18 protein-coding genes are annotated in these 18,409 nt (G+C 69.8%); 11 read left to right on the top strand and 7 right to left on the bottom strand.

The genetic code is table 11. From position 1 onward, the window contains the following. Positions 1-63 precede the first annotated feature (63 nt). On the top strand, positions 64-375 hold the full coding sequence (locus tag QWY80_RS04770) for an SCP2 sterol-binding domain-containing protein (RefSeq protein WP_290229561.1): 312 nt from the start codon (positions 64-66) through the stop codon (positions 373-375). Between the two features lie 15 nt (positions 376-390). Here the strand turns inward: QWY80_RS04770 and nudC are convergent, their stop codons facing one another. The 4 genes from nudC to QWY80_RS04750 are packed head-to-tail and all read right to left on the bottom strand — an operon-like array spanning position 391 to position 3,186. Next, positions 391-1,161, bottom strand: a complete 771-nt coding sequence (gene nudC, locus QWY80_RS04765) for an NAD(+) diphosphatase (RefSeq protein ID WP_290229560.1) — start codon at positions 1,159-1,161, stop codon at positions 391-393. After that, positions 1,161-1,907, bottom strand: a complete 747-nt coding sequence (gene dnaQ / locus QWY80_RS04760) for a DNA polymerase III subunit epsilon (protein WP_290229559.1) — start codon at positions 1,905-1,907, stop codon at positions 1,161-1,163. The genes nudC and dnaQ overlap by 1 nt, the downstream gene beginning before the upstream one ends. Before the next feature lie 36 nt (positions 1,908-1,943). After that, entirely contained in the window at positions 1,944-2,411 is a 468-nt protein-coding gene (rnhA, locus tag QWY80_RS04755) for a ribonuclease HI (RefSeq protein ID WP_290229558.1), read from the bottom strand. Continuing rightward, positions 2,404-3,186 carry a class I SAM-dependent methyltransferase gene (locus QWY80_RS04750; RefSeq protein ID WP_290229557.1) on the bottom strand — a complete coding sequence of 261 codons (783 nt, stop codon included), beginning with the start codon at positions 3,184-3,186 and terminating at the stop codon, positions 2,404-2,406. The genes rnhA and QWY80_RS04750 overlap by 8 nt, the downstream gene beginning before the upstream one ends. A 68-nt stretch (positions 3,187-3,254) precedes the next feature. On the opposite strand from QWY80_RS04750, the gene gloB reads away from it, so the two are divergent. The 7 genes from gloB to QWY80_RS04715 all read left to right on the top strand — a co-directional run bounded on the left by gloB (position 3,255) and on the right by QWY80_RS04715 (position 12,868). Further along, the gene (gene gloB / locus QWY80_RS04745) at positions 3,255-4,022 is read left to right on the top strand and encodes a hydroxyacylglutathione hydrolase (RefSeq protein WP_290229556.1); all 768 of its coding nucleotides are present in this window, start codon (positions 3,255-3,257) and stop codon (positions 4,020-4,022) included. Positions 4,023-4,093: 71 nt separating this feature from the next. Then, entirely contained in the window at positions 4,094-5,296 is a 1,203-nt protein-coding gene (locus QWY80_RS04740) for a transglycosylase SLT domain-containing protein (RefSeq protein ID WP_290229555.1), read from the top strand. 132 nt (positions 5,297-5,428) lie between these two features. Next, complete coding sequence (locus QWY80_RS04735; RefSeq protein WP_290229554.1) at positions 5,429-7,291, top strand: extracellular solute-binding protein; 1,863 nt, start codon at positions 5,429-5,431, stop codon at positions 7,289-7,291. A 35-nt stretch (positions 7,292-7,326) separates the two neighbouring features. Further along, the gene (locus QWY80_RS04730) at positions 7,327-8,400 is read left to right on the top strand and encodes a microcin C ABC transporter permease YejB (RefSeq protein WP_290229553.1); all 1,074 of its coding nucleotides are present in this window, start codon (positions 7,327-7,329) and stop codon (positions 8,398-8,400) included. Between the two features lie 4 nt (positions 8,401-8,404). Next, positions 8,405-9,484, top strand: coding sequence for an ABC transporter permease (locus QWY80_RS04725; protein WP_290229552.1), 1,080 nt, complete (start codon positions 8,405-8,407; stop codon positions 9,482-9,484). Next, positions 9,477-11,090, top strand: a complete 1,614-nt coding sequence (locus QWY80_RS04720; RefSeq protein WP_290229551.1) for an ABC transporter ATP-binding protein — start codon at positions 9,477-9,479, stop codon at positions 11,088-11,090. The genes QWY80_RS04725 and QWY80_RS04720 overlap by 8 nt, the downstream gene beginning before the upstream one ends. Positions 11,091-11,128: 38 nt before the next feature. Continuing rightward, positions 11,129-12,868, top strand: coding sequence for a GGDEF domain-containing protein (locus QWY80_RS04715; RefSeq protein ID WP_290229550.1), 1,740 nt, complete (start codon positions 11,129-11,131; stop codon positions 12,866-12,868). 3 nt (positions 12,869-12,871) lie between these two features. On the opposite strand, the gene QWY80_RS04710 is transcribed toward QWY80_RS04715, so the two are convergent. Continuing rightward, positions 12,872-13,570, bottom strand: a complete 699-nt coding sequence (locus QWY80_RS04710) for a pseudouridine synthase (protein ID WP_290229549.1) — start codon at positions 13,568-13,570, stop codon at positions 12,872-12,874. Beyond that, a complete protein-coding gene (locus QWY80_RS04705; protein ID WP_290229548.1) occupies positions 13,570-14,385 on the bottom strand; it encodes an amidohydrolase in 816 nt (271 codons plus the stop codon). The genes QWY80_RS04710 and QWY80_RS04705 overlap by 1 nt, the downstream gene beginning before the upstream one ends. A gap of 132 nt (positions 14,386-14,517) precedes the next feature. Here QWY80_RS04705 and rarD point away from each other — a divergent pair, with 132 nt between their 5' ends. From rarD to csiR, 3 genes are all read left to right on the top strand, one after another. Further along, on the top strand, positions 14,518-15,435 hold the full coding sequence (rarD, locus tag QWY80_RS04700) for an EamA family transporter RarD (protein WP_290229547.1): 918 nt from the start codon (positions 14,518-14,520) through the stop codon (positions 15,433-15,435). Positions 15,436-15,499: 64 nt separating this feature from the next. Then, complete coding sequence (locus tag QWY80_RS04695) at positions 15,500-17,212, top strand: SulP family inorganic anion transporter (RefSeq protein ID WP_290229546.1); 1,713 nt, start codon at positions 15,500-15,502, stop codon at positions 17,210-17,212. 84 nt (positions 17,213-17,296) lie between these two features. Continuing rightward, positions 17,297-17,983, top strand: coding sequence for a DNA-binding transcriptional regulator CsiR (gene csiR / locus QWY80_RS04690; RefSeq protein WP_290229545.1), 687 nt, complete (start codon positions 17,297-17,299; stop codon positions 17,981-17,983). Here csiR and sugE read toward each other — a convergent pair whose 3' ends face one another. Next, positions 17,984-18,304, bottom strand: a complete 321-nt coding sequence (gene sugE, locus QWY80_RS04685; RefSeq protein WP_435389269.1) for a quaternary ammonium compound efflux SMR transporter SugE — start codon at positions 18,302-18,304, stop codon at positions 17,984-17,986. Positions 18,305-18,409 lie beyond the last annotated feature (105 nt).

Genomic DNA, 18,409 nt, shown 5'->3' with positions numbered 1-18,409 from the left:
TTGATCAAAACGATCGTTTAAAATAGCATCGCGTCTTCCCGCATCCACGCCCCAGGAGCCCTCATGAGCCTCTCGACCCTCGACAAACTGCACTCCCGCTTCGATCCTCAGGCCGCCAGCGGCATGGATGAGATCTTCCAGTTCCATTTCGACGATGCCGGCAGCCACTACCTGGCGATCCGCGACGGCGACCTGGACATCCAGGAGGGCGAGCACGACGCGCCCTCCGTGACCCTGAGCATGAGCACCACCACCCTGAAGGGCCTGATGAACGGCGAGGTCAACGGCATGACCGCCTTCATGACCGGCAAGGTCAAGGCCACCGGCGATGTCATGCTGGCCACCCGCCTGACCAGCCTGTTCCCCGCGGGCTGACCCGGAGCGGCCCCTTCAGCGCGCCGCCACCTCGCCCAGATGGGTCTCGATCAACGCCCGGGAGATCGAGTAGGGTGGCGGCAGCTGGGGCAGTTGCCGCGGCGAGAACCAGGCGGCATCGACGATCTCCTCCCCGTCGATGCGGATGCGCCGGCTGGCCGCCTCGGCGAAGAAACCCAGCATCAGCGAGTGGGGGAAGGGCCAGGCCTGGCTGCGATAGTAGCGGATGCGCCCCACCGGCAGGCCCACCTCCTCGAAGATCTCGCGCCGCACCGCCTCCTCGGCGGACTCGCCGGGCTCGATGAAGCCGGCTAGCGTCGAGTAGCGCCCCGGCGGGAAGCGCGGGCTGCGCGCCAGCAGCAGGGCATCGCCGTGGGTCACCAGGGTGATGATGCACGGCGAGATGCGCGGATAGTTGCGATGGCCGCACCCCCGGCAGTGCATGGCGAACTCGGCATCGAGGCGCTCGGCCGGCGTGCCACAGCGCCCGCAGAAGCGGTGGTTGCGCAACCAGGCGCCCACCTGCAGCGCCGTGGAGAGCAGCGCGAAACGCGACTCGGGCAGGCGCGTCAGCCATTCCCGGCCATCCGGCCAGCCTTCCCCCGGCGCCTCCTCCACGGAGAGCGCCACCGGCACGTCGTCCCAGTAGCACAGCGGCTGCATGGCCGGCGTCCAGGTCACGACCGGCTGCAGCAGGTCGCCGTCCGGCCCCGGGGCGATGCGCCCCTGGGCGAGGCGGATCACCCGCCCCGCCTCGGCCTCGACGGGCAGCTCGCGCCGCAGCATCAGGACGGCGCCTCGTCGAGGCGATCCCAGGCACACTCACCGGCCGCCTCGCGGATGCGGGACAGCTTGTCGCGATGGGCCGCCAGCTCCCGCTCGTCCGGCGCCACCACCCTGAGCCGACCGGGCTCGAGATCGAGGCGCCGGATCGCCAGGCCCGACTGCTGCCGGCCGTCGCCCTCGCTCGCCGCGGAAGGGTCCAGCGACAGCGCCGTCTGGCCCCCGGTCATGGCCAGGTAGACGTCGGCGAGGATCTCGGCGTCCAGCAGGGCCCCGTGCAGCACCCGGTGGCCGTTGTCGATCTCGTAGCGCTTGCACAGTGCATCGAGGTTGTTGCGCTGCCCGGGATGCTTGTCGCGGGCCAGCTGCAGGGTGTCGAGGATGCGGCAATGCTCGGCCACCGGGCCCAGCCGCGGTTCGCCGCGCCGGCGATTGAGCATCTCGAACTCGTGATCCATGAAGCCCACGTCGAAGGGGGCGTTGTGGATCACCAGCTCGGCCCCGGCGATGAAGGCCCAGAAGTCGTCGGCGACCCGGGCGAACACCGGCTCCTCGGCGACCCGCTCGTTGGTGATGCCGTGGACCGCCATGGCCTCGGCCTCGATGTCCCGCTCGGGGTTGATGTACTGGTGGTAGGTACGCCCGGTGAGGCGACGGTTGACCATCTCCACCGCCCCGATCTCGATCAGGCGGTGGCCCTCGCGGGGATCGATGCCGGTGGTCTCGGTATCCAGGATGATCTGGCGCATGGTTCTTCTCCGTCAGGCCCGCTGATGGCTCTTCCGTCAGGCCCGCTGGCGGTGCTCGTCGATGGCCTGGTTGGCCAGCTGGTCGGCGCGCTCGTTGCCGGGGTGGCCGCTGTGCCCCTTGACCCAGTGCCACTCGATGTCGTGGCGGTGGGTCTCCTCGAGCAGCTCCTGCCAGAGTTCGGCATTCTTGACCGGCTGGCGCGAGGCGGTCTTCCAGCCCCGTTTCATCCAGCCGTGGATCCACTCGGTGATGCCGCGGCGCAGGTACTCGGAGTCGGTCCATAGCGCCACCCGGCAGGGGCGCTTGAGGGTGCGCAGGGCCATGATGGCGGCCATCAGCTCCATGCGATTGTTGGTGGTCCGGGCCTCGAAGCCCTTGAGGGTCTTCTCGTGCTCGCCGCTGGCGAGCACGGCCCCCCAGCCACCGGGGCCGGGATTGCCGCGGCAAGCGCCGTCGGTATGGATGGTCACGTCCGGCTTGGGGCCGCTGCCTGTGTCATTCAACCTCGGTCATCCTTTCCTGTTCGGCCTCGAAGCGCTGTCCCAGCCGGGTGGCCCCGAGGGCGGAGCCGCCGAGCGGGCGGGAGAAGCTCAGCCGGGTCCCCTGGGGTTGCACGAGCTGCGGCCGGCGTCGTGCCTGGATCATGTAGCTGTCGCCCAGCGGCAGGTTGTGGCGACGCCCCAGGGTCTCGAGCAGGGCGTTGCGCGGCAGGCCGCCGGGCAGGTGGAAACCGCAGTAGTCTACCCGCTCGGTCTCGAAGTCCACAAATGCCAGCCAGTCGCGCAGCCGTGCCGGGGTGCGCCACTGCCCCCGCCACGGCAACGCCCGCCGCCGAGCGGGCCACAGCCGCGGCAGCCCGCCCGCGGAGAGCGGCATCCAGCCGAAGAGGATCAGGCGGCCGTCGTCGGCGGTCACCCGCGCCGCCTCCTGGAGCAGGTGGTGGGGATCCGGCACCACCTCGAGCAGGTGGTGGATCACCACCAGGCTCAGGCAGTCGTCGGGCAGCGGCAGTGCATCGGGGGGGCAGACCAGCGTGGAGGCCCGCTCGGCGAGCTCCCGACTGGGCGCCCAGCACAGCGGGTGACGTACCGGACACATGTCGGCCAGCGGGCGGGCCAGGCCCAGCTCGAGGCTATGGGCGCCGCACAGCCGCTCGCAGGCCGGCCCCAGGCAGGCACGCTCGGCCTGCCACAGGGCCCGGCCGGCGGGGCTGGTCCAGAAACGCCGGCCGTCCCGCACCAGGCCGGCGAGCCGATGGGTGGCAGGCGATGTTGACATCGTGCGCTAACCCCTCCATATTGGTCGGATTTTGCGACCCGTTCATGCCCATTCAGGACGCCTTGCCCATGTTGAGCGTGACACCGATTCCTGCGTTTAGCGACAACTATATATGGCTGTTGCGCCAGGACACGAGCCCCGAAGTCTGCGTGGTGGACCCGGGTGATGCCACCCCGGTGATCGAGCTCCTCGAGCGTGAGGGCCTGACGCTGTCGACGGTGCTGATCACGCACCACCACCCGGATCATACCGGCGGCCTGCGCGAGCTCATCGAGCGCTACTCGCCGCGGGTGGTGGGGCCGGCCAACCCCGATATCACCGGCATCGACGAGAGCGTCGCCGACGGCGACGAGCTGCGGGTCATGGGGCGGCTGTTCGAGGTGATCGAGGTGCCGGGGCATACCCTGGACCATATCGCCTTCTTCACCGCCGGCATACCGCCGCTGCTGTTCAGCGGCGATGCCATCTTCAGCGCCGGCTGCGGCCGGCTCTTCGAGGGCACCCCGGCCCAGATGCACGCCTCCCTGGCCCGGCTGGCGACCCTGCCGGAGGACACCCTGGTGTTCGCCGCCCACGAATACACCCTGGCCAACCTGCGCTTCGCGTTGGCCGCCGACCCTCACAATCCGGACGTGGTTCAGGCCATGGAAGAGTGCCAGCGTGCCCGCGAGCTCGATCGCCCCACGCTGCCCAGCACCCTGGCCCGGGAGAAGCGCATCAATCCTTTCCTGCGCGTGGCGGATGCCGGCGTCCGTGAGGCCGCCTCGGCCCACGGCGACACCGACACCGACGAGGCCACCTTCACCACCCTGCGCGCCTGGAAAGACAACTTCTGAGCCCGACCCGATGGACGCCCCGGCGAGCCGCCACGCGGCGGCTCGCCTGCGACCAGGAGAAACACGACCGGATGACCTACTACACGACTCGCCGCAGGCTGTATGCGCTTGCCAGCACCGCCGCCCTGTTCGGCTCCCTGATGGCCGCCGGCGCCCAGAGCCAGGCCGCCACCCTACCGCGAGCCGCAACCCCCGACGATGGTGCCACGAGCCGTGAGGTCGCCCAGCCGTCACCGAGCAGCCTGGTGCGTCACTTCTGGGACGCCCTGGCGCTCGAGCCTCGGGACGCCTGGAGCCGTCTCCGCGACAGCTTCCAGTGGCAGGACGACCTCCGGGATCCCCGGGTCCAGCACTGGATCGACCATTACCGCAGCGCCCCGCACAACATCGTCGAGATCACCGAGCGGGCACGCCCCTGGCTGGCCTGGATCGTCGAGCAAGTGGAGGAACGTGGCCTGCCCGGCGAGATCGCCCTGATCCCCTTCATCGAGAGCTCCTTCGATCCCGCCGCCCGCAGCCACCGTGGCGCCGCCGGCCTGTGGCAGTTCATGCCCGGCACCGGCGACGCCCTGGGCCTGCACCGTCAGGGTGGCTACGATGGCCGACTCGACGTGGTGGCCTCGACGCGTGCCGCCCTGGACTACATCGAATACCAGGCCGATCAGTGGTACGAGGGGGACATCCAGCTCTCGCTGGCGGCCTACAACGCCGGGGCCGGCACGGTGAACCGGGCCCGCAACGCCGCCATCTCGCGGGGCGAGAGCGGCGACTACTGGAGCCTGAAGCTGCCCCAGGAGACCATGCAGTACGTTCCCAAGCTGAAGGCCATCGCCGCCATCGTCGACAACCCCGATGAGTACCAGGTCGCCCTCCCCGAGATCGAGGACGCCCCGGCCTTCGCCGAGGTCCCCGTGGAGCGTCCCCTGCAGTTGGCCGAGGCGGCGCGCCTGGCGGGCGTCCCGCGTGGCGAACTGGCCGAACTCAATCCGGCGTTGAGCGGCGGCAGTGTCCACCCCAGCCAGGCCGAGGTCCTGCTGGTGCCCGCCGACAGTGCCGACACCCTGGTGGCGAGGCTCGATACGCCGGCAGGACCGACCACCCCGGCGGGAGCCGCCGATCATTACGTGGTCCAGCGCGGCGACAGCCTCTCGGCCATCGCCTCGGGCCAGGGGATCAGCGTCGACGAGATCCGCCAGGCCAACGGGCTGAGCGGCAACGTCATCCAGCCCGGCCAGCGGCTCGAGCTGCCCCGGCGCAGCCTGGCGGCGCGCTGAGCTCCCACCCCGCCGGGCCGGCGCTGAAACCGGCCCGCGCATCAGAGGTTTACAAGACCGCGCAGGCCTGACACCTTATGGGTCGGTAGTCGCCGGCGTCAGCCGGCATCCCAGCCGACCCAGGATGTCACGATGTCGAACGCCCTGCGCCGCCGTGCCGGCGGTGGTCTCCTCGCCCTGCTCTGCCTGTTCGCTGCGCCGTTCGCGGTGGCGACATCCGCTACCGACGGGGACGACGCAGGCGTCCCCACCGTCCATGGCTTGGCGCTCTACGGCGATCCCGAGCTGCCTGCGGACTTCACCCACTTCCCCTACGTCGAGCCCGAGGCCCCCAAGGGCGGCAGCCTGACCCAGGCCGCGGTGGGCTCGAGCTTCGACTCCACCAACCCCTTCATCATCCGCGGCACCCCGGCGGCCGGCGTCTCGCAGATCTACGACACCCTGCTGGAGGGCAACCCGGACGAGCCCTTCTCGGCCTATGGCCTGCTGGCGTCGGGTATTCGCCTGGATCCGCAGCGCCTGTGGATCGAGTTCGACCTGCGCCCCGAGGCGCGCTTCCACGACGGCGAACCGCTCACCGCCGACGACGTGGTCTTCAGCTTCGAGCTGCTGACCGAGCAGGGCAATCCCTCCTACGGTGCCTACTACGCCGAGGTGGAGAGCGCCACCGCACTCGACGACCACACCGTGCGCTTCGAGTTCGCCTCCAACCACTCCCGTGAACTGCCGCTGATCGTCGGCCAGTTGCCGGTGCTGCCCGAGCACTACTGGGCGTCGCGCGACTTCACGTCGCCCACCCTGGCGAAGCACCCCGGCTCCGGCCCCTATCGCATCGCCGAGGTGGACCCGGGACGGCGCATCGTCTATGCACGCGTGGAGGACTACTGGGGGCGAGACCTGCCGGTGAAACGCGGTCGCCACAACATCGATCGGCTCGTCTACGACTACTACCGCGACCGCGAGATCGCCTGGGAAGCGTTCAAGGCCGGGGTGCTCGACTATCGCATCGACGCCCGCGCCGCCACCTGGGCCATCGGCTACGACTTCCCCGCCTACCACGACGGCCTGGTCGAGAAGCTCACCGTCCCGGACGGCCAGCCGGCGCGCATGCAGGCCTTCGTGTTCAACCTGCGTCGCGCCAAGTTCGACGACCCGCGCGTTCGCGAGGCCCTGTCGCTGACCTTCGACTTCCCCTGGCTGAATGCCAATATCTTCTATGATGCCTACCAGCGCACCGAGAGCTTCTTCCAGAACTCCGAGATGGCCGCCGAGGGGCTGCCCAGCGAGGCGGAACTCGAGGTGCTGGAGCCCTGGCGCGACGTCCTGCCGGAGCGCGTCTTCACCGAACCGGTGCCCATCGAGCATCCCGACGACCTCAGGGAACGCCTGCGCCTGGCCCTGGAGCTGCTGCGCGAGGCGGGCTACGAGGTGCGCGACGGCAGCCTGGTGGACGCCGAGAGCGGCCGCCCCCTGGAGCTGGAGGTGCTGCTCTACGACACCGGCCTCGAGCGCGTCGTCCAGCCCATGCTGCGCAACATGGCGCGCCTCGGCATCCAGGGCACCATCCGCATCGTCGACATCAACCAGTACCTCAACCGCCTGCGCAGCTTCGACTTCGACATGGTGATCGGCCAGTTTCCCCAGTCCAACAACCCGGGCAACGAGCAGCGCGAGTTCTGGACTAGCGACTACGCCGACACCCCCCAGAGCCGCAACCTGATGGGGCTGGCCAACCCGGCGGTGGACGACCTGGTCGACCGGCTGATCCGCGCCGAGAGTCGCGAGGAACTCAACACCCTCACCCGCGCCCTGGATCGGGTGCTGCTGCACAGCTTCATCGTGATCCCCCACTACCATTCCGGCGAGACGCGCATCGCCGTGTGGGACAAGTTCGCCTGGCCCGAGCCCTTCCCCGAATACGGCATGGACCTGGCGGCCTGGTGGGTGGATAGCGAGCGCGCGGCCGAGATCGAACAGCGCCTGCACGGCCGCTGACCCACGACATTCCGGATGACGAGGACGCCGCCCCCGTGAGCCGCTACATCCTGCGACGCCTGCTGTTGATGATCCCCACCCTGCTGGGCATCATGCTGCTCAACTTCATCATCGTGCAGGCCGCCCCGGGCGGGCCCATCGACCAGATGCTGGCCCGCTTCGAGGGGATCGACAGCATGGCCAGCACCCGCCTGGATACCGGCGGCGGCGAGGTGGTCGTGCAGGATGAATCCCGCGGAGCAAGGGGGATAGACCCGCGTTTCATCGAGCAGTTGGAGGCCCAGTTCGGCTTCGACCAGCCGGCCCACGAGCGTTTCCTGGGCATGCTCGCCGACTTCGCCACCTTCGACTTCGGGACCAGCTTCTTCCGCGACCGCCCGGTGGTGGCGCTGATGGTCGAGCGGTTGCCGGTGTCGATCTCGCTGGGTCTGTGGACGACGCTGCTGGTCTATCTGATCTCGATCCCGCTGGGCATCCGCAAGGCGCTCCACCACGGCACGCGCTTCGACGTCTGGACCTCGGGACTGGTGATCCTCGGCTACGCCATCCCCGGCTTCCTGTTCGCCATCCTGCTGATCGTGCTGTTCGCCGGCGGCAGCTACTGGGACCTCTTCCCGCTGCGCGGCCTGACCTCGCCGGACTTCGAGTCGCTCTCCGCCTGGGGCAAGGTCAAGGACTACTTCTGGCACATCACCCTGCCGGTGATCGCCATGACCGTGGGCAGCTTCGCCACCCTCACCATGCTCACCAAGAACAGCTTCCTCGACGAGATCCACAAGCAGTACGTGCTCACCGCGCGGGCCAAGGGCGCCAGCGACCGCCGGGTACTCTACGGCCACGTCTTCCGCAACGCCATGCTGATCATCATCGCCGGCCTGCCCGGCGCCCTGGTCACCATCTTCTTCACCGGCTCGCTGCTGATCGAGGTGATCTTCTCGCTGGAGGGGCTCGGCCTGCTGGGCTTCGAGGCGGTGATGCAGCGCGACTACCCGGTGATCTTCGGCACGCTCTACCTCTACACCCTGATCGGGCTGATCCTCAAGCTGATCTCCGACCTCACCTATGTGTGGGTCGATCCCCGCATCGACTTCGAGACACGGGAGTCCTGAGCCGATGGCCTTCACCGACCGCCTCTCGCCCATCACCCGACGCCGCATCGGCGTGTTCCGCGGCAACCGTCGCGCCTGGCTCTCGCTGTGGCTGTTCGCGGCCCTGTTCGCCGTGAGCCTGGTCGCCGAGCTGATCGCCAACGACAAGCCACTGGTCATGCAGTACGACGGCCAGTGGTACGTCCCCCTGCTGGTGGACTACCCGGAGACCGAATTCGGCGGTTTCCTGCCCACCACCACCGACTACCACGATCCCTTCGTGCGCGAGCAGATCGAGGCGCACGGCTGGGCCCTGTGGCCGCCGATCCCCTTCTCCTACCAGACCCTGGACACCCAGATGATGCGCCCCTCGCCGGCGCCCCCGGACGCTCGCCACTGGCTGGGCACCGACGACCAGGGCCGCGACGTCCTGGCCCGGGTGATCTACGGCTTCCGCCTGTCGGTGGCCTTCGCCCTGGTGCTCACCGCGGGGTCGCTGGTGATGGGGGTGGTCATCGGCGGCATCCAGGGCTACTTCGGCGGCAAGACCGACCTGATCGGCCAGCGCCTCACCGAGATCTGGTCGGGGCTGCCGGTGCTCTTCCTGCTGATCATCCTGGCCAGCTTCGTGCAGCCCGGCTTCTGGTGGCTGCTCGGCATCATGCTGCTGTTCTCCTGGCTGGGGCTGGTGGACGTGGTGCGTGCCGAGTTCCTGCGCGCCCGCAACCTGGAGTACGTGCGCGCCGCCAAGGCCATGGGCCTGACGCCACGGCTGATCATGTGGCGCCACGTGCTGCCCAACGCCATGGTGGCCACCCTGACCTTCATCCCCTTCCTGTTCACCGGCGCCATCACCACCCTGACCGCCCTGGACTTCCTGGGCTTCGGCCTGCCCCCCGGGTCGCCATCGCTGGGTGAGCTGGTGGCCCAGGGCAAGAACAACCTCCACGCCCCCTGGCTGGGCATCACCGCCTTCGTCAGCCTGTCGCTGATGCTGTCGCTGCTGGTGTTCATCGGCGAGGGGCTGCGCGACGCCTTCGACCCGCGCCACATCCAGCATGCCGCCCCCGCCCCTTCCGCCGAGAGGAGCGCCACCGATGCCTGACCTGCTACGCCTGGAGAACCTGTCCATCGCCTTCGACGGCGTCAACGTGGTCGATCGCCTCTCGCTGAGCGTCGGGCGCGGCGAGACCCTGGCCCTGGTGGGCGAATCCGGTTCCGGCAAGTCGGTCTCGGCACTCGGCGCCATGAACCTGCTGCCGGCCAACGCCCGGGTCGAGGGCGGCCGCCACCTGGGCGACACCGACCTCGACCGGCTGCGCTCCCGCGACTGGCAGGGCCTGCGCGGCGGCCGCGTGGGCTTCGTCTTCCAGGAGCCCATGACCTCGCTCAACCCCTTGCACACCGTGGGCAAGCAGATCGGCGAGGCCCTGCGCCTGCACCAGGGCCTCGCCGGTCGCGCCGCCCGGGCGCGGGCCCGGGAGCTGCTCACCCAGGTACGACTGCCGCGTCCCGACGAGCTGCTCGACGCCTGGCCCCACCAGCTCTCCGGCGGCCAGCGGCAGCGGGTGATGATCGCCATGGCCATCGCCAACGACCCGGCACTGTTGATCGCCGACGAGCCCACCACGGCGCTGGACGTCACCGTGCAGCAGGAGATCCTCGCCCTGCTCGCCGAGCTGCGCGACCGCCACGGCATGGGCATGCTGTTCATCACCCACGACCTCAACCTGGTACGCCGCCACGCCGACCGGGTGTGCGTGCTCTTCCAAGGCCGCGAGCAGGAGACCGGCCCGGTGGCCGAGGTGTTCGCCGCGCCGCGCAGCGCCTACACCCGCTCGCTGCTCGACGCCGAGCCCGAGGGGCAGCCGCTGCCTCCCCGTCACTCGGAACCACTGCTCCAGGCCACGGGGATCGCCGTCAGTTTCCAGCGCCCCAGGCGGCTGTTCATGCCCCGGCCACCGGCCTTCGAGGCGGTGAGGCCGCTCGCACTGACGCTGGCGCCGGGGGAGACCCTGGGCATCGTCGGCGAATCCGGCTCCGGCAAGACGACGCTGGCCATGGCACTGCTGCGCCTGATGGAGAGCCGCGGCGAGATCCGCTTCGCCGAGACGCGCCTGGACACCCTGACCGGCGGCGCCCTGCGCCGCATGCGCAGCCGCTTCCAGATCGTCTTCCAGGACCCCTACGGCTCGCTGTCGCCACGCCTGCCGGTTTCGGAGATCGTCAGCGAGGGCCTGCGCTTCCACCACCCCGAACTGGACGCGGCCGAGGTGTCGCGCCGGGTGGCCGCCACCCTCGAGGAGGTGGGACTGCCCCGCGACTGCGCCGATCGCTATCCCCACGAGTTCTCCGGCGGCCAGCGCCAGCGCATCGCCGTGGCCCGGGCGATCATCCTGGAACCCGAGCTGGTGGTGCTCGACGAGCCCACCTCGGCCCTGGACCGCACCGTGCAGAAACAGCTCGTCGAACTGCTGCGCGACCTCCAGGCACGGCGCGGGCTGAGCTACCTGTTCATCAGCCACGACCTGGCCGTGGTGCGCGCCCTCGCCCATCGGGTGATGGTGCTGCGGGACGGCGAGGTGGTGGAACAGGGCGAGTGTCGGGAACTGCTGGCGAATCCGCACACCGACTACACCCGCGCTCTGGTGGAGGCGGCGGGGCTGGTCGACCGATCGTCACCGGAGCCTGCGACACCCCGACAGGGGTGACCTATACTGGCGCCTATCGCACCCACGGATGGTCCGGCATGCATCGCCTCCTTCTCCGCCTGCTGACGGGGCTGCTTCTGGTCACCGTCCTGACGCCTGCCGGCCTGGCCGCCGAACCCCGGGACCTCGTCGACTGGGAATACCGCTGGGGAGACTCGCCCCTGGGCCCCGGGGGCACACCACTCTGGGTGCACGACGCCGAGGATGAAGCCTGGCGAGACATCGCCTTCCCGTCCAACCCGCCGGGACGGGCGGGCCATCAACACGCCTGGTTCCGCACGACCCTCCCGACAGGCGAATGGCGCGACCCGGTCGTCTACATCTACAGCATCGACCTGATCGGCCAGGCCTATCTCGACGACGAGCTCATCTACCAGTACGGCCGCTTCGACGCCCAGGGACGCGGCGACTTCGCCGGCTGGCCCTGGCACATGATCGAACTGCCCGAGGACTTCGCCGGCCGCACCCTGCACTTCCGGGTGTTCTCGGACTACACCGATATCGGCCTGTGGGGGGAGGTGATGTTGATGGAGCGAGTGGACCTGCTGACGCGGGTCATCCGCAGCTCCTCCCGCGACCTGGTGGTCAGCGCCTTCTCGTTGCTGCTGGCGGGGCTGGCCGGCAGCTTCGCCCTGCTGGGGCCGCGGCGCTGGAGCTTCGGCGCCATGGCGCTCTTCTCGCTGGCCTCGGGCGCCATGGTCCTCGCCGAGACCCAGGCCAGCCAGCTGCTGCTCGGTCGCCCGCTGCTGTGGGACACCCTGGCCGCCGCCGGCTACTACAGCCTGCCGGTGGCCATGGGCCTGCTGCTGGCCCACTGGCTCGCGGGCAGGCCCGGGCGCTGGATGCGCCGCCTGTGGCAGCTGCACCTGGCCTACCTGGTGGGTGCCATCGGCCTGGCCGGGACCGGGGGGGTGAGCCTGGCCAGCACCTTTCCGCCCTTCGACCTTCTGCTGGCGATCACCCTGCCGCTGATGTTGCTGCTGGCGCTGTGGCGGGTGCACCGCCTGGGGATGGAGCAGCGCCTGATCATCGCCAGCTACGCCTTGCTGGCGGCCCTGCTGCTGGCCGACATGGCGGTGGCCCACGGCCTGCTGGCATGGCGGCGCATCCCGGTGAGCCTGGGCACCCTGACCTTCTCGCTGGCCATCGTGGGCATCTCGCTGTGGCACTATCGCCAGACCCAGCGCGAACTCGCCCGGCTGAACCGTTCCCTCGAACAGCAGGTCGCCCACCGCACGGCCGAGCTGGACCGCCTGGTGCGCAAGCTGGAGGGCTTCTCCTACGAGGATCCGCTGACCGGCCTCAAGAACCGCCGCTACTTCGACGAGCTGTTACAGCACGAGGCGGCCCGGGCGAAACGCCAGGGGATACCGCTGTCGATGGTGATGATCGACCTGGACCACTTCAAGCAGATCAACGACCGCTTTGGCCACGAGGCGGGCGACGGCGTGCTGGTCGAGGTCGCTGCGCTGCTTCGCGAACACTTCCGCGGCTCGGACGTGGTCTGCCGGCTGGGCGGCGAGGAGTTCGTCGCCATCCTGCCCGGGGCCACCACCGGGCAGGCCGAGGCCCGCGCGGCAGCCCTGCTGGAGGCGGTCCGGGCCCTGAGGCTCGAGCATGCGAGGCGGGCGCTGGGCCCCATCACCTTCTCCTGCGGCGTGGCCACCTACCCCTGCCACTCCCGGAACCCCCTGGCGCTGCTCGGCCTGGCCGACAAGGCGCTGTACCACGCCAAGCACCATGGTCGCGACCGCAGCATCACCTGGTCCGAGGCGTGAACCTCAGAAGGCCGCGACCTCGGCCTCGCTGAGCGCCCGCCACTCCCCCTCGGGCAGGTCGCCCAGGGTCAGCGGGCCCACCGCCTCGCGGTGTAGCGCCACCACATGATTGCCGATGGCCGCGAACATCCGCCTGACCTGGTGGTACTTGCCTTCGTGGAGCGTCACTGCGGCCACCCGCGGCTCGCGCATGGCCAACTCCGCCGGGCGGGTCGGCTTGGCCTCACCGTCGAGCAGCAGGCCCTCCGCGAAGCACGCCTGCGCCGCCGCCAGCGCCGGACCCTCGAGGGGCTCGGCCAGGGTGACCCGATAGACCTTGCCGCAGCGCCGGCGTGGCGCGGTGACCCGGTGTGACCATTGGCCATCGTCGCTGAGCAGCACCAGGCCGGTGGTCTCCACGTCGAGGCGGCCCACCGGTTGCAGCCGCTCCGCCTTGGGGAGGTCGATCAGGTCGACGGCCCGGGGATAGAGGGTACGCCGCGACGTGCACTCGACACCCGCCGGCTTGTGCAGCATCACGTAGCGCAGCCCCACCAGGGCGAGCGGCTGCCCCCGCCAGCGCACCCGGTTCGCCTCGCCCAGCTGGATGGCGGGATTCTTGACCACCTCGCCGTCCACGCTCACCTCACCACGATGCAGGGCCTTCTTGGCCAGGCTGCGGGTCAGGTCGGTGGTTTCGGCCAGGAAACGATCGAGGCGCATCAGTAACCGACACCGTCGGCGAGAGTGAAGTGGTCGGCGTCGCGCCAGGCGGGAAACTTCTCACGGAAGGCGCGCAGTTCCTCCAGCGACAGGCTGGCGGTCTTCACGAAGGGCGTATCGCGTGGCTCGTCGATCAACGCCTCGCCCTTGAAGTCCACCAGCATGGAGTCGCCGGCGTAGGCCAGCCCCTTGGCATCCTCGCCGACCCGGTTGACGCCGATCACCGGGCAGAGGTTCTCGATGGCCCGGGCCTGGAGCAGGACCCGCCAGGGATGGCGACGCGGTGCCGGCCAGTTGGCCACGCACAGCAGGGCATCGTACTCGAAGTGCTCGTCGGGGGCCGGCTGCTGACGCAGCCACACCGGGAAGCGCAGGTCATAGCAGACGCTGAGCAGGATGCGGAAGCCCTTGAGCTCGACGATCACCCGCTCGTGGCCCATGGCGTAGCGCTCGTGCTCGCCGGCCATGCGGAACAGGTGGCGCTTGTCGTAGGTCACCAGGCTGCCGTCGGGGCGCGCCCACACCAGGCGATTGAAGCAATCGCCCTCCTCCTCCACGGCCACGCTGCCGGTCACCACGCAGCCGCGGCCTCGCGCCTGGTCCCGCAGCCAGGCGACGCTTCCGCTCTCCGTCATCGGCTCGGCCATCTCCCGGGAGTTCATGGTGAAGCCGGTGGCGAACATCTCCGGCAGCACGATCAGGTCGGTCTCCCGAGCGTCGAGGTCGCCGAGCGTCTCCTCGAGCATCCGGCGGTTGGCCTCGGGATCTTCCCAACGCAGATCGCACTGCACCAGGGTGGTTCTCAGCTCGCTCATGTCGGGGCTCCGTTGCCACTGGGTGAAGACTCCCCCAAGCCTAACCCAGGGCGCCCCTCGCGTCAGCCGGGGCCCATGGCGGGACGTCCGATAGCCTGCTAAGTTAGGGCTTTGCCGCTGCCCGAGGCCACGATGACCGTTTCCCATCTCACCGCTCCCGACCGCGAACCGGCCAAGGGCGTCGCCTTCGGCCTGGCCGCCTACGGTATGTGGGGCTGCTTCCCGCTGTTCTTCGCGCTCTTCGAGGGCGTCCCGGCCCACGAGGTACTGATCCACCGGATCCTCTGGTCCTGCGCCTTCCTGGTCGGCCTGGTCACCCTGCTGGGGCGCTGGACGCCGGTGCGCGAGGCGCTGTGCCGGCCGCGGCGGCTGGGGCGAGTGCTGGGCTGCGCCGTGCTGATCGCCTTCAACTGGGGGCTCTACATCTACTCGGTGGAGACCCGCCACGTGCTGCAGGCCAGCCTGGGCTACTTCATGACCCCACTGGTCAACGTGGCGCTGGGCCTGCTGGTGCTGCGCGAGACCATGCACCGCCTCCAGGCCGTGGCCGTCGGGCTGGCCACCCTGGCGATCCTGATCCAACTGGTGCTGCTGGGCGAGCTGCCCTGGATCAGCCTGGCGCTGGCCTTTTCCTTCGGCACCTATGGCCTGCTGCGCAAGCAGGTGCCCCTGGATGGCCTCTCGGGGCTCTTCGTGGAGACCCTGCTGCTGCTGCCGCTGGCCCTCCTGGCCCTGGGCGCCCTGACCCGGATGGGCCTCTCCCACTTCGCGGCGGACACCGGCACCACCCTGCTGCTGGTCGCCAGCGGGGTGATCACCGCCCTGCCGCTGCTGGCCTTCGCCGGCGCCGCACGCCGCCTGCGGCTGGCCACCCTGGGCTTCCTCATGTATCTCAACCCCAGCATCCAGTTCGCCATCGCCCTGCTGGTGTTCGGCGAACCCCTGTCCGGCGTGGAGCTGGCGACCTTCGCCCTGATCTGGACGGGGCTGGCCCTCTACTCCTGGTCGGCCTGGCAATCGCGCCGCCGCAGGGTCGCGACCGGGACCTGAGCCGGGATCCGGTTTAGTCTGTGGTGATATAGGCACGCACGCCCCACCGGAATGGGACGAAGGGATGCTCAAGCGCTATCTGCCGATCCTCACCTGGCTGCCCCACTACAATCGCCGGCTGTTCGGCGCCGACCTGCTGGCCGGGCTGATCGTCACCGTGATGGTGATTCCCCAGTCCCTGGCCTATGCCCTGCTGGCCGGGCTGCCCGCGGTGGTGGGCCTCTATGCCAGCCTGTTGCCGGCGGTGCTCTACGTCCTGCTGGGCACCAGCCGCACCCTGGCCGTGGGACCGGTGGCGATCATCGCGCTGATGACCGGGGCCGCCCTCTCCGAGGTGGCCGTCCCGGGCTCCCCGGCCTACCTCCAGGCCGCCCTGGCCCTCTCGCTGCTCTCGGGGCTGATGCTCACCGCCATGGGGCTGCTGCGCCTGGGCTTCTTCGCCAACTTCCTCAGCCACCCGGTGATCGCCGGCTTCCTCTCCGCCTCGGCCCTGCTGATCGCCATCAGCCAGGCCGCCCACCTGCTGGGCGTGACCGCCAGCGGCTATGCCGCCACCGGTCTGCTGACCAGCCTGCTGGGCAACCTCGGCGCCACCCACTGGCCGACGCTGGCCGTGGGCGCCGGCACCCTGCTGTTCCTGGTGACCCTGCGTCGCCGCGGCAAGGCATGGCTGATGCGCCTGGGGCTGGCCGACGCCACGGCCGGGCTGATCGCCCGGGCCGGGCCGGTGCTGGCGGTGGTCGCCACCACCCTGGCCAGCTGGCACTTCGACCTGGCGGCCCGGGGCGTCGCCGTGGTCGGCGCCGTGCCGGCCGGCCTGCCGCCGCTCACCCTGCCGGCGCTGGACCTCGAGCTGTGGCGCGCCCTGCTGGTCCCGGCGCTGTTGATCAGCGTGGTGGGCTTCGTCGAGTCGATCTCCATGGCGCAGATGCTGGCGGCACGGCGGCGCCAGCGCATCTCGCCCAACCAGGAGCTGCTGGGGCTGGGCGGCGCCAACCTGGCGGCCGCCTTCTCGGCGGGGATGCCGGTCACCGGCGGCCTGTCGCGCACGGTGATCAACGACCAGGCCGGCGCCCAGACCCCGCTGGCCGGGCTGTTCGCCGCCCTGGGCATCGGCCTGGCGACCCTGCTCTTCACGCCCCTGCTCCACCACCTGCCCATCGCCACCCTGGCCGCCACCATCACCGTGGCCATCCTCACCCTGGTGGACATCCCGCTGATCCGCCAGACCTGGCGCTACTCCCGCAGCGACTTCTCGGCCATGGCCGTGACCATCGCGCTCACCCTGCTCGAGGGGGTGGAAGCCGGCATCATCAGCGGCGTGCTGCTCTCGGTGATGCTCTTCCTCTACCGCACCAGCCGCCCCCACAGCGCCCTGGTGGGCCGCATTCCCGGCACCGAGCACTTCCGCAACTGCGAACGCCACGACACCGAAACCGTCGGCCACCTGGCCCTGCTGCGCATCGACGAGAGCCTCTACTTCGCCAACGCCCGCTACCTGGAGGATACCGTGCTCGATCTCGTCGCCCGCCGCCCCGAGCTGGAGCACCTGGTGCTGATCTGCTCGGCGGTGAACCTGATCGATGCCTCGGCGCTGGAGAGCCTCGACGCCATCAACGCCCGCCTCAAGGAGGCCGGGGTGACCCTGCACCTGGCCGAGGTCAAGGGGCCGGTGATGGATCGCCTCAAGCGCAGCGACTTCCTCGACGACCTCACCGGGCGGGTGTTCCTCAGCACCTATGCCGCCTGGCAGGCGCTGAGCCAGCCCCGGGAATGACCCGACTCCATCAGAATGACTATGTATATATCGAGTGACGATATTCGGCTACCATGACGAATATATTGAAAGAATGACGTCACTATGGACACCACGCCTCGACAGAACCTCGGCATCAGCGCCTACCACTGGCTGAAGCGCGACATCATCCGCAACGTCTTCAGGCCCGGCGAGAAGCTGCTGATGAGCCGCCTCAAGGAGCGCTACGACCTGGGCGTGGGCCCGCTGCGCGAGGCGCTCTCCCAGCTGGTGGCCGAGCGCCTGGTGGTGGCCATCAGCCAGCGCGGCTACCGGGTCGCGCCGATGTCACTGGCCGAGCTCGCCGACCTCTACGACGCCCGGGCCCAGCTGGAGGGACTGCTGCTGGGGCTGGCCATCGAGCGCGGCGACGACGCCTGGGAGGCCGAGATCCTGGCCCGCGCCCACACCCTGGCCAAGGTCATGGAGGTCAACACCCCCGAGGAGTTGCTGGACGTCTGGGACGCCCGCCACAAGGCCTTCCACACCGCCATCGTCGGCGGCTGCCGCTCTCCCCACCTGCTGCAGGTCCGCGACAAGCTGTTCGACCAGGTGGAGCGCTATCGCCACCTCTGGCTGCGCGAGACGGTGCTCTCCGAGGAGGCCCTGGAGCGCAAGCGCCAGGAGCATGCCGCCCTGGTGGAGGTGATCCTGGCGCGCGACGCCCCGCGCGCCACCCGCATGATGCGCGACCACCTGATGACGCCGGTACCGATCATCACCGAGGCCATGAAGCGCCAGGGCCTGGCGTGATCAGCCCGCCAGCTTGAGACCCACCAGCCCGGCCATGATCAGCGCCAGGCTCGCCAACCGCAGCGGCGAGGCGCCATCGCCGTAGACCAGGATGCCGAACAGCACCGTACCCACGGCGCCGATGCCCACCCAGACCGCATAGGCGGTGCCCACCGGCAGGGCCCGCATGGCCAGGCCGAGCAGATAGAAGCTGGCCAGCATGGTGACCAGGGTCAACAGGCTGGCCAACGGCCGGGTGAAGCCCTCGGAGGCCTTGAGCCCCAGGGCCCAGGCCACCTCCAGCAGGCCGGCGACGACGAGCAGAATCCAGGCCATACTCATGGGGAAAGGACATCCGGGTCGGTCGGGGTCGTCCCCGGCGATCGAGACGCGCACCGGGTCGTCCCGATGGCGAGATGAAGGGTGGCATTCTACGTCGCCGCCCGG

Origin of the sequence: Halomonas ramblicola (assembly GCF_030409215.1) — a bacterium.
Lineage (GTDB): Bacteria > Pseudomonadota > Gammaproteobacteria > Pseudomonadales > Halomonadaceae > Halomonas > Halomonas ramblicola.
This window is presented reverse-complemented; position numbering and strand designations above follow the sequence as displayed.

Bases quoted from the DNA above. Each gene is read 5' to 3' on its own strand.
- QWY80_RS04770 (WP_290229561.1), top strand. From the start codon at position 64: ATGAGCCTCTCGACCCTCGACAAACTGCACTCCCGCTTCGATCCTCAG.
- QWY80_RS04710 (WP_290229549.1), bottom strand. From the start codon at position 13,570: ATGCGCCTCGATCGTTTCCTGGCCGAAACCACCGACCTGACCCGCAGC.
- gloB (WP_290229556.1), top strand. From the start codon at position 3,255: ATGTTGAGCGTGACACCGATTCCTGCGTTTAGCGACAACTATATATGG.
- csiR (WP_290229545.1), top strand. From the start codon at position 17,297: ATGGACACCACGCCTCGACAGAACCTCGGCATCAGCGCCTACCACTGG.
- dnaQ (WP_290229559.1), bottom strand. From the start codon at position 1,907: ATGCGCCAGATCATCCTGGATACCGAGACCACCGGCATCGATCCCCGC.
- QWY80_RS04735 (WP_290229554.1), top strand. From the start codon at position 5,429: ATGTCGAACGCCCTGCGCCGCCGTGCCGGCGGTGGTCTCCTCGCCCTG.
- rarD (WP_290229547.1), top strand. From the start codon at position 14,518: ATGACCGTTTCCCATCTCACCGCTCCCGACCGCGAACCGGCCAAGGGC.
- QWY80_RS04750 (WP_290229557.1), bottom strand. From the start codon at position 3,186: ATGTCAACATCGCCTGCCACCCATCGGCTCGCCGGCCTGGTGCGGGAC.
- nudC (WP_290229560.1), bottom strand. From the start codon at position 1,161: ATGCTGCGGCGCGAGCTGCCCGTCGAGGCCGAGGCGGGGCGGGTGATC.
- sugE (WP_435389269.1), bottom strand. From the start codon at position 18,304: ATGAGTATGGCCTGGATTCTGCTCGTCGTCGCCGGCCTGCTGGAGGTG.
- QWY80_RS04740 (WP_290229555.1), top strand. From the start codon at position 4,094: ATGACCTACTACACGACTCGCCGCAGGCTGTATGCGCTTGCCAGCACC.
- QWY80_RS04705 (WP_290229548.1), bottom strand. From the start codon at position 14,385: ATGAGCGAGCTGAGAACCACCCTGGTGCAGTGCGATCTGCGTTGGGAA.
- QWY80_RS04695 (WP_290229546.1), top strand. From the start codon at position 15,500: ATGCTCAAGCGCTATCTGCCGATCCTCACCTGGCTGCCCCACTACAAT.
- QWY80_RS04725 (WP_290229552.1), top strand. From the start codon at position 8,405: ATGGCCTTCACCGACCGCCTCTCGCCCATCACCCGACGCCGCATCGGC.
- QWY80_RS04720 (WP_290229551.1), top strand. From the start codon at position 9,477: ATGCCTGACCTGCTACGCCTGGAGAACCTGTCCATCGCCTTCGACGGC.
- QWY80_RS04715 (WP_290229550.1), top strand. From the start codon at position 11,129: ATGCATCGCCTCCTTCTCCGCCTGCTGACGGGGCTGCTTCTGGTCACC.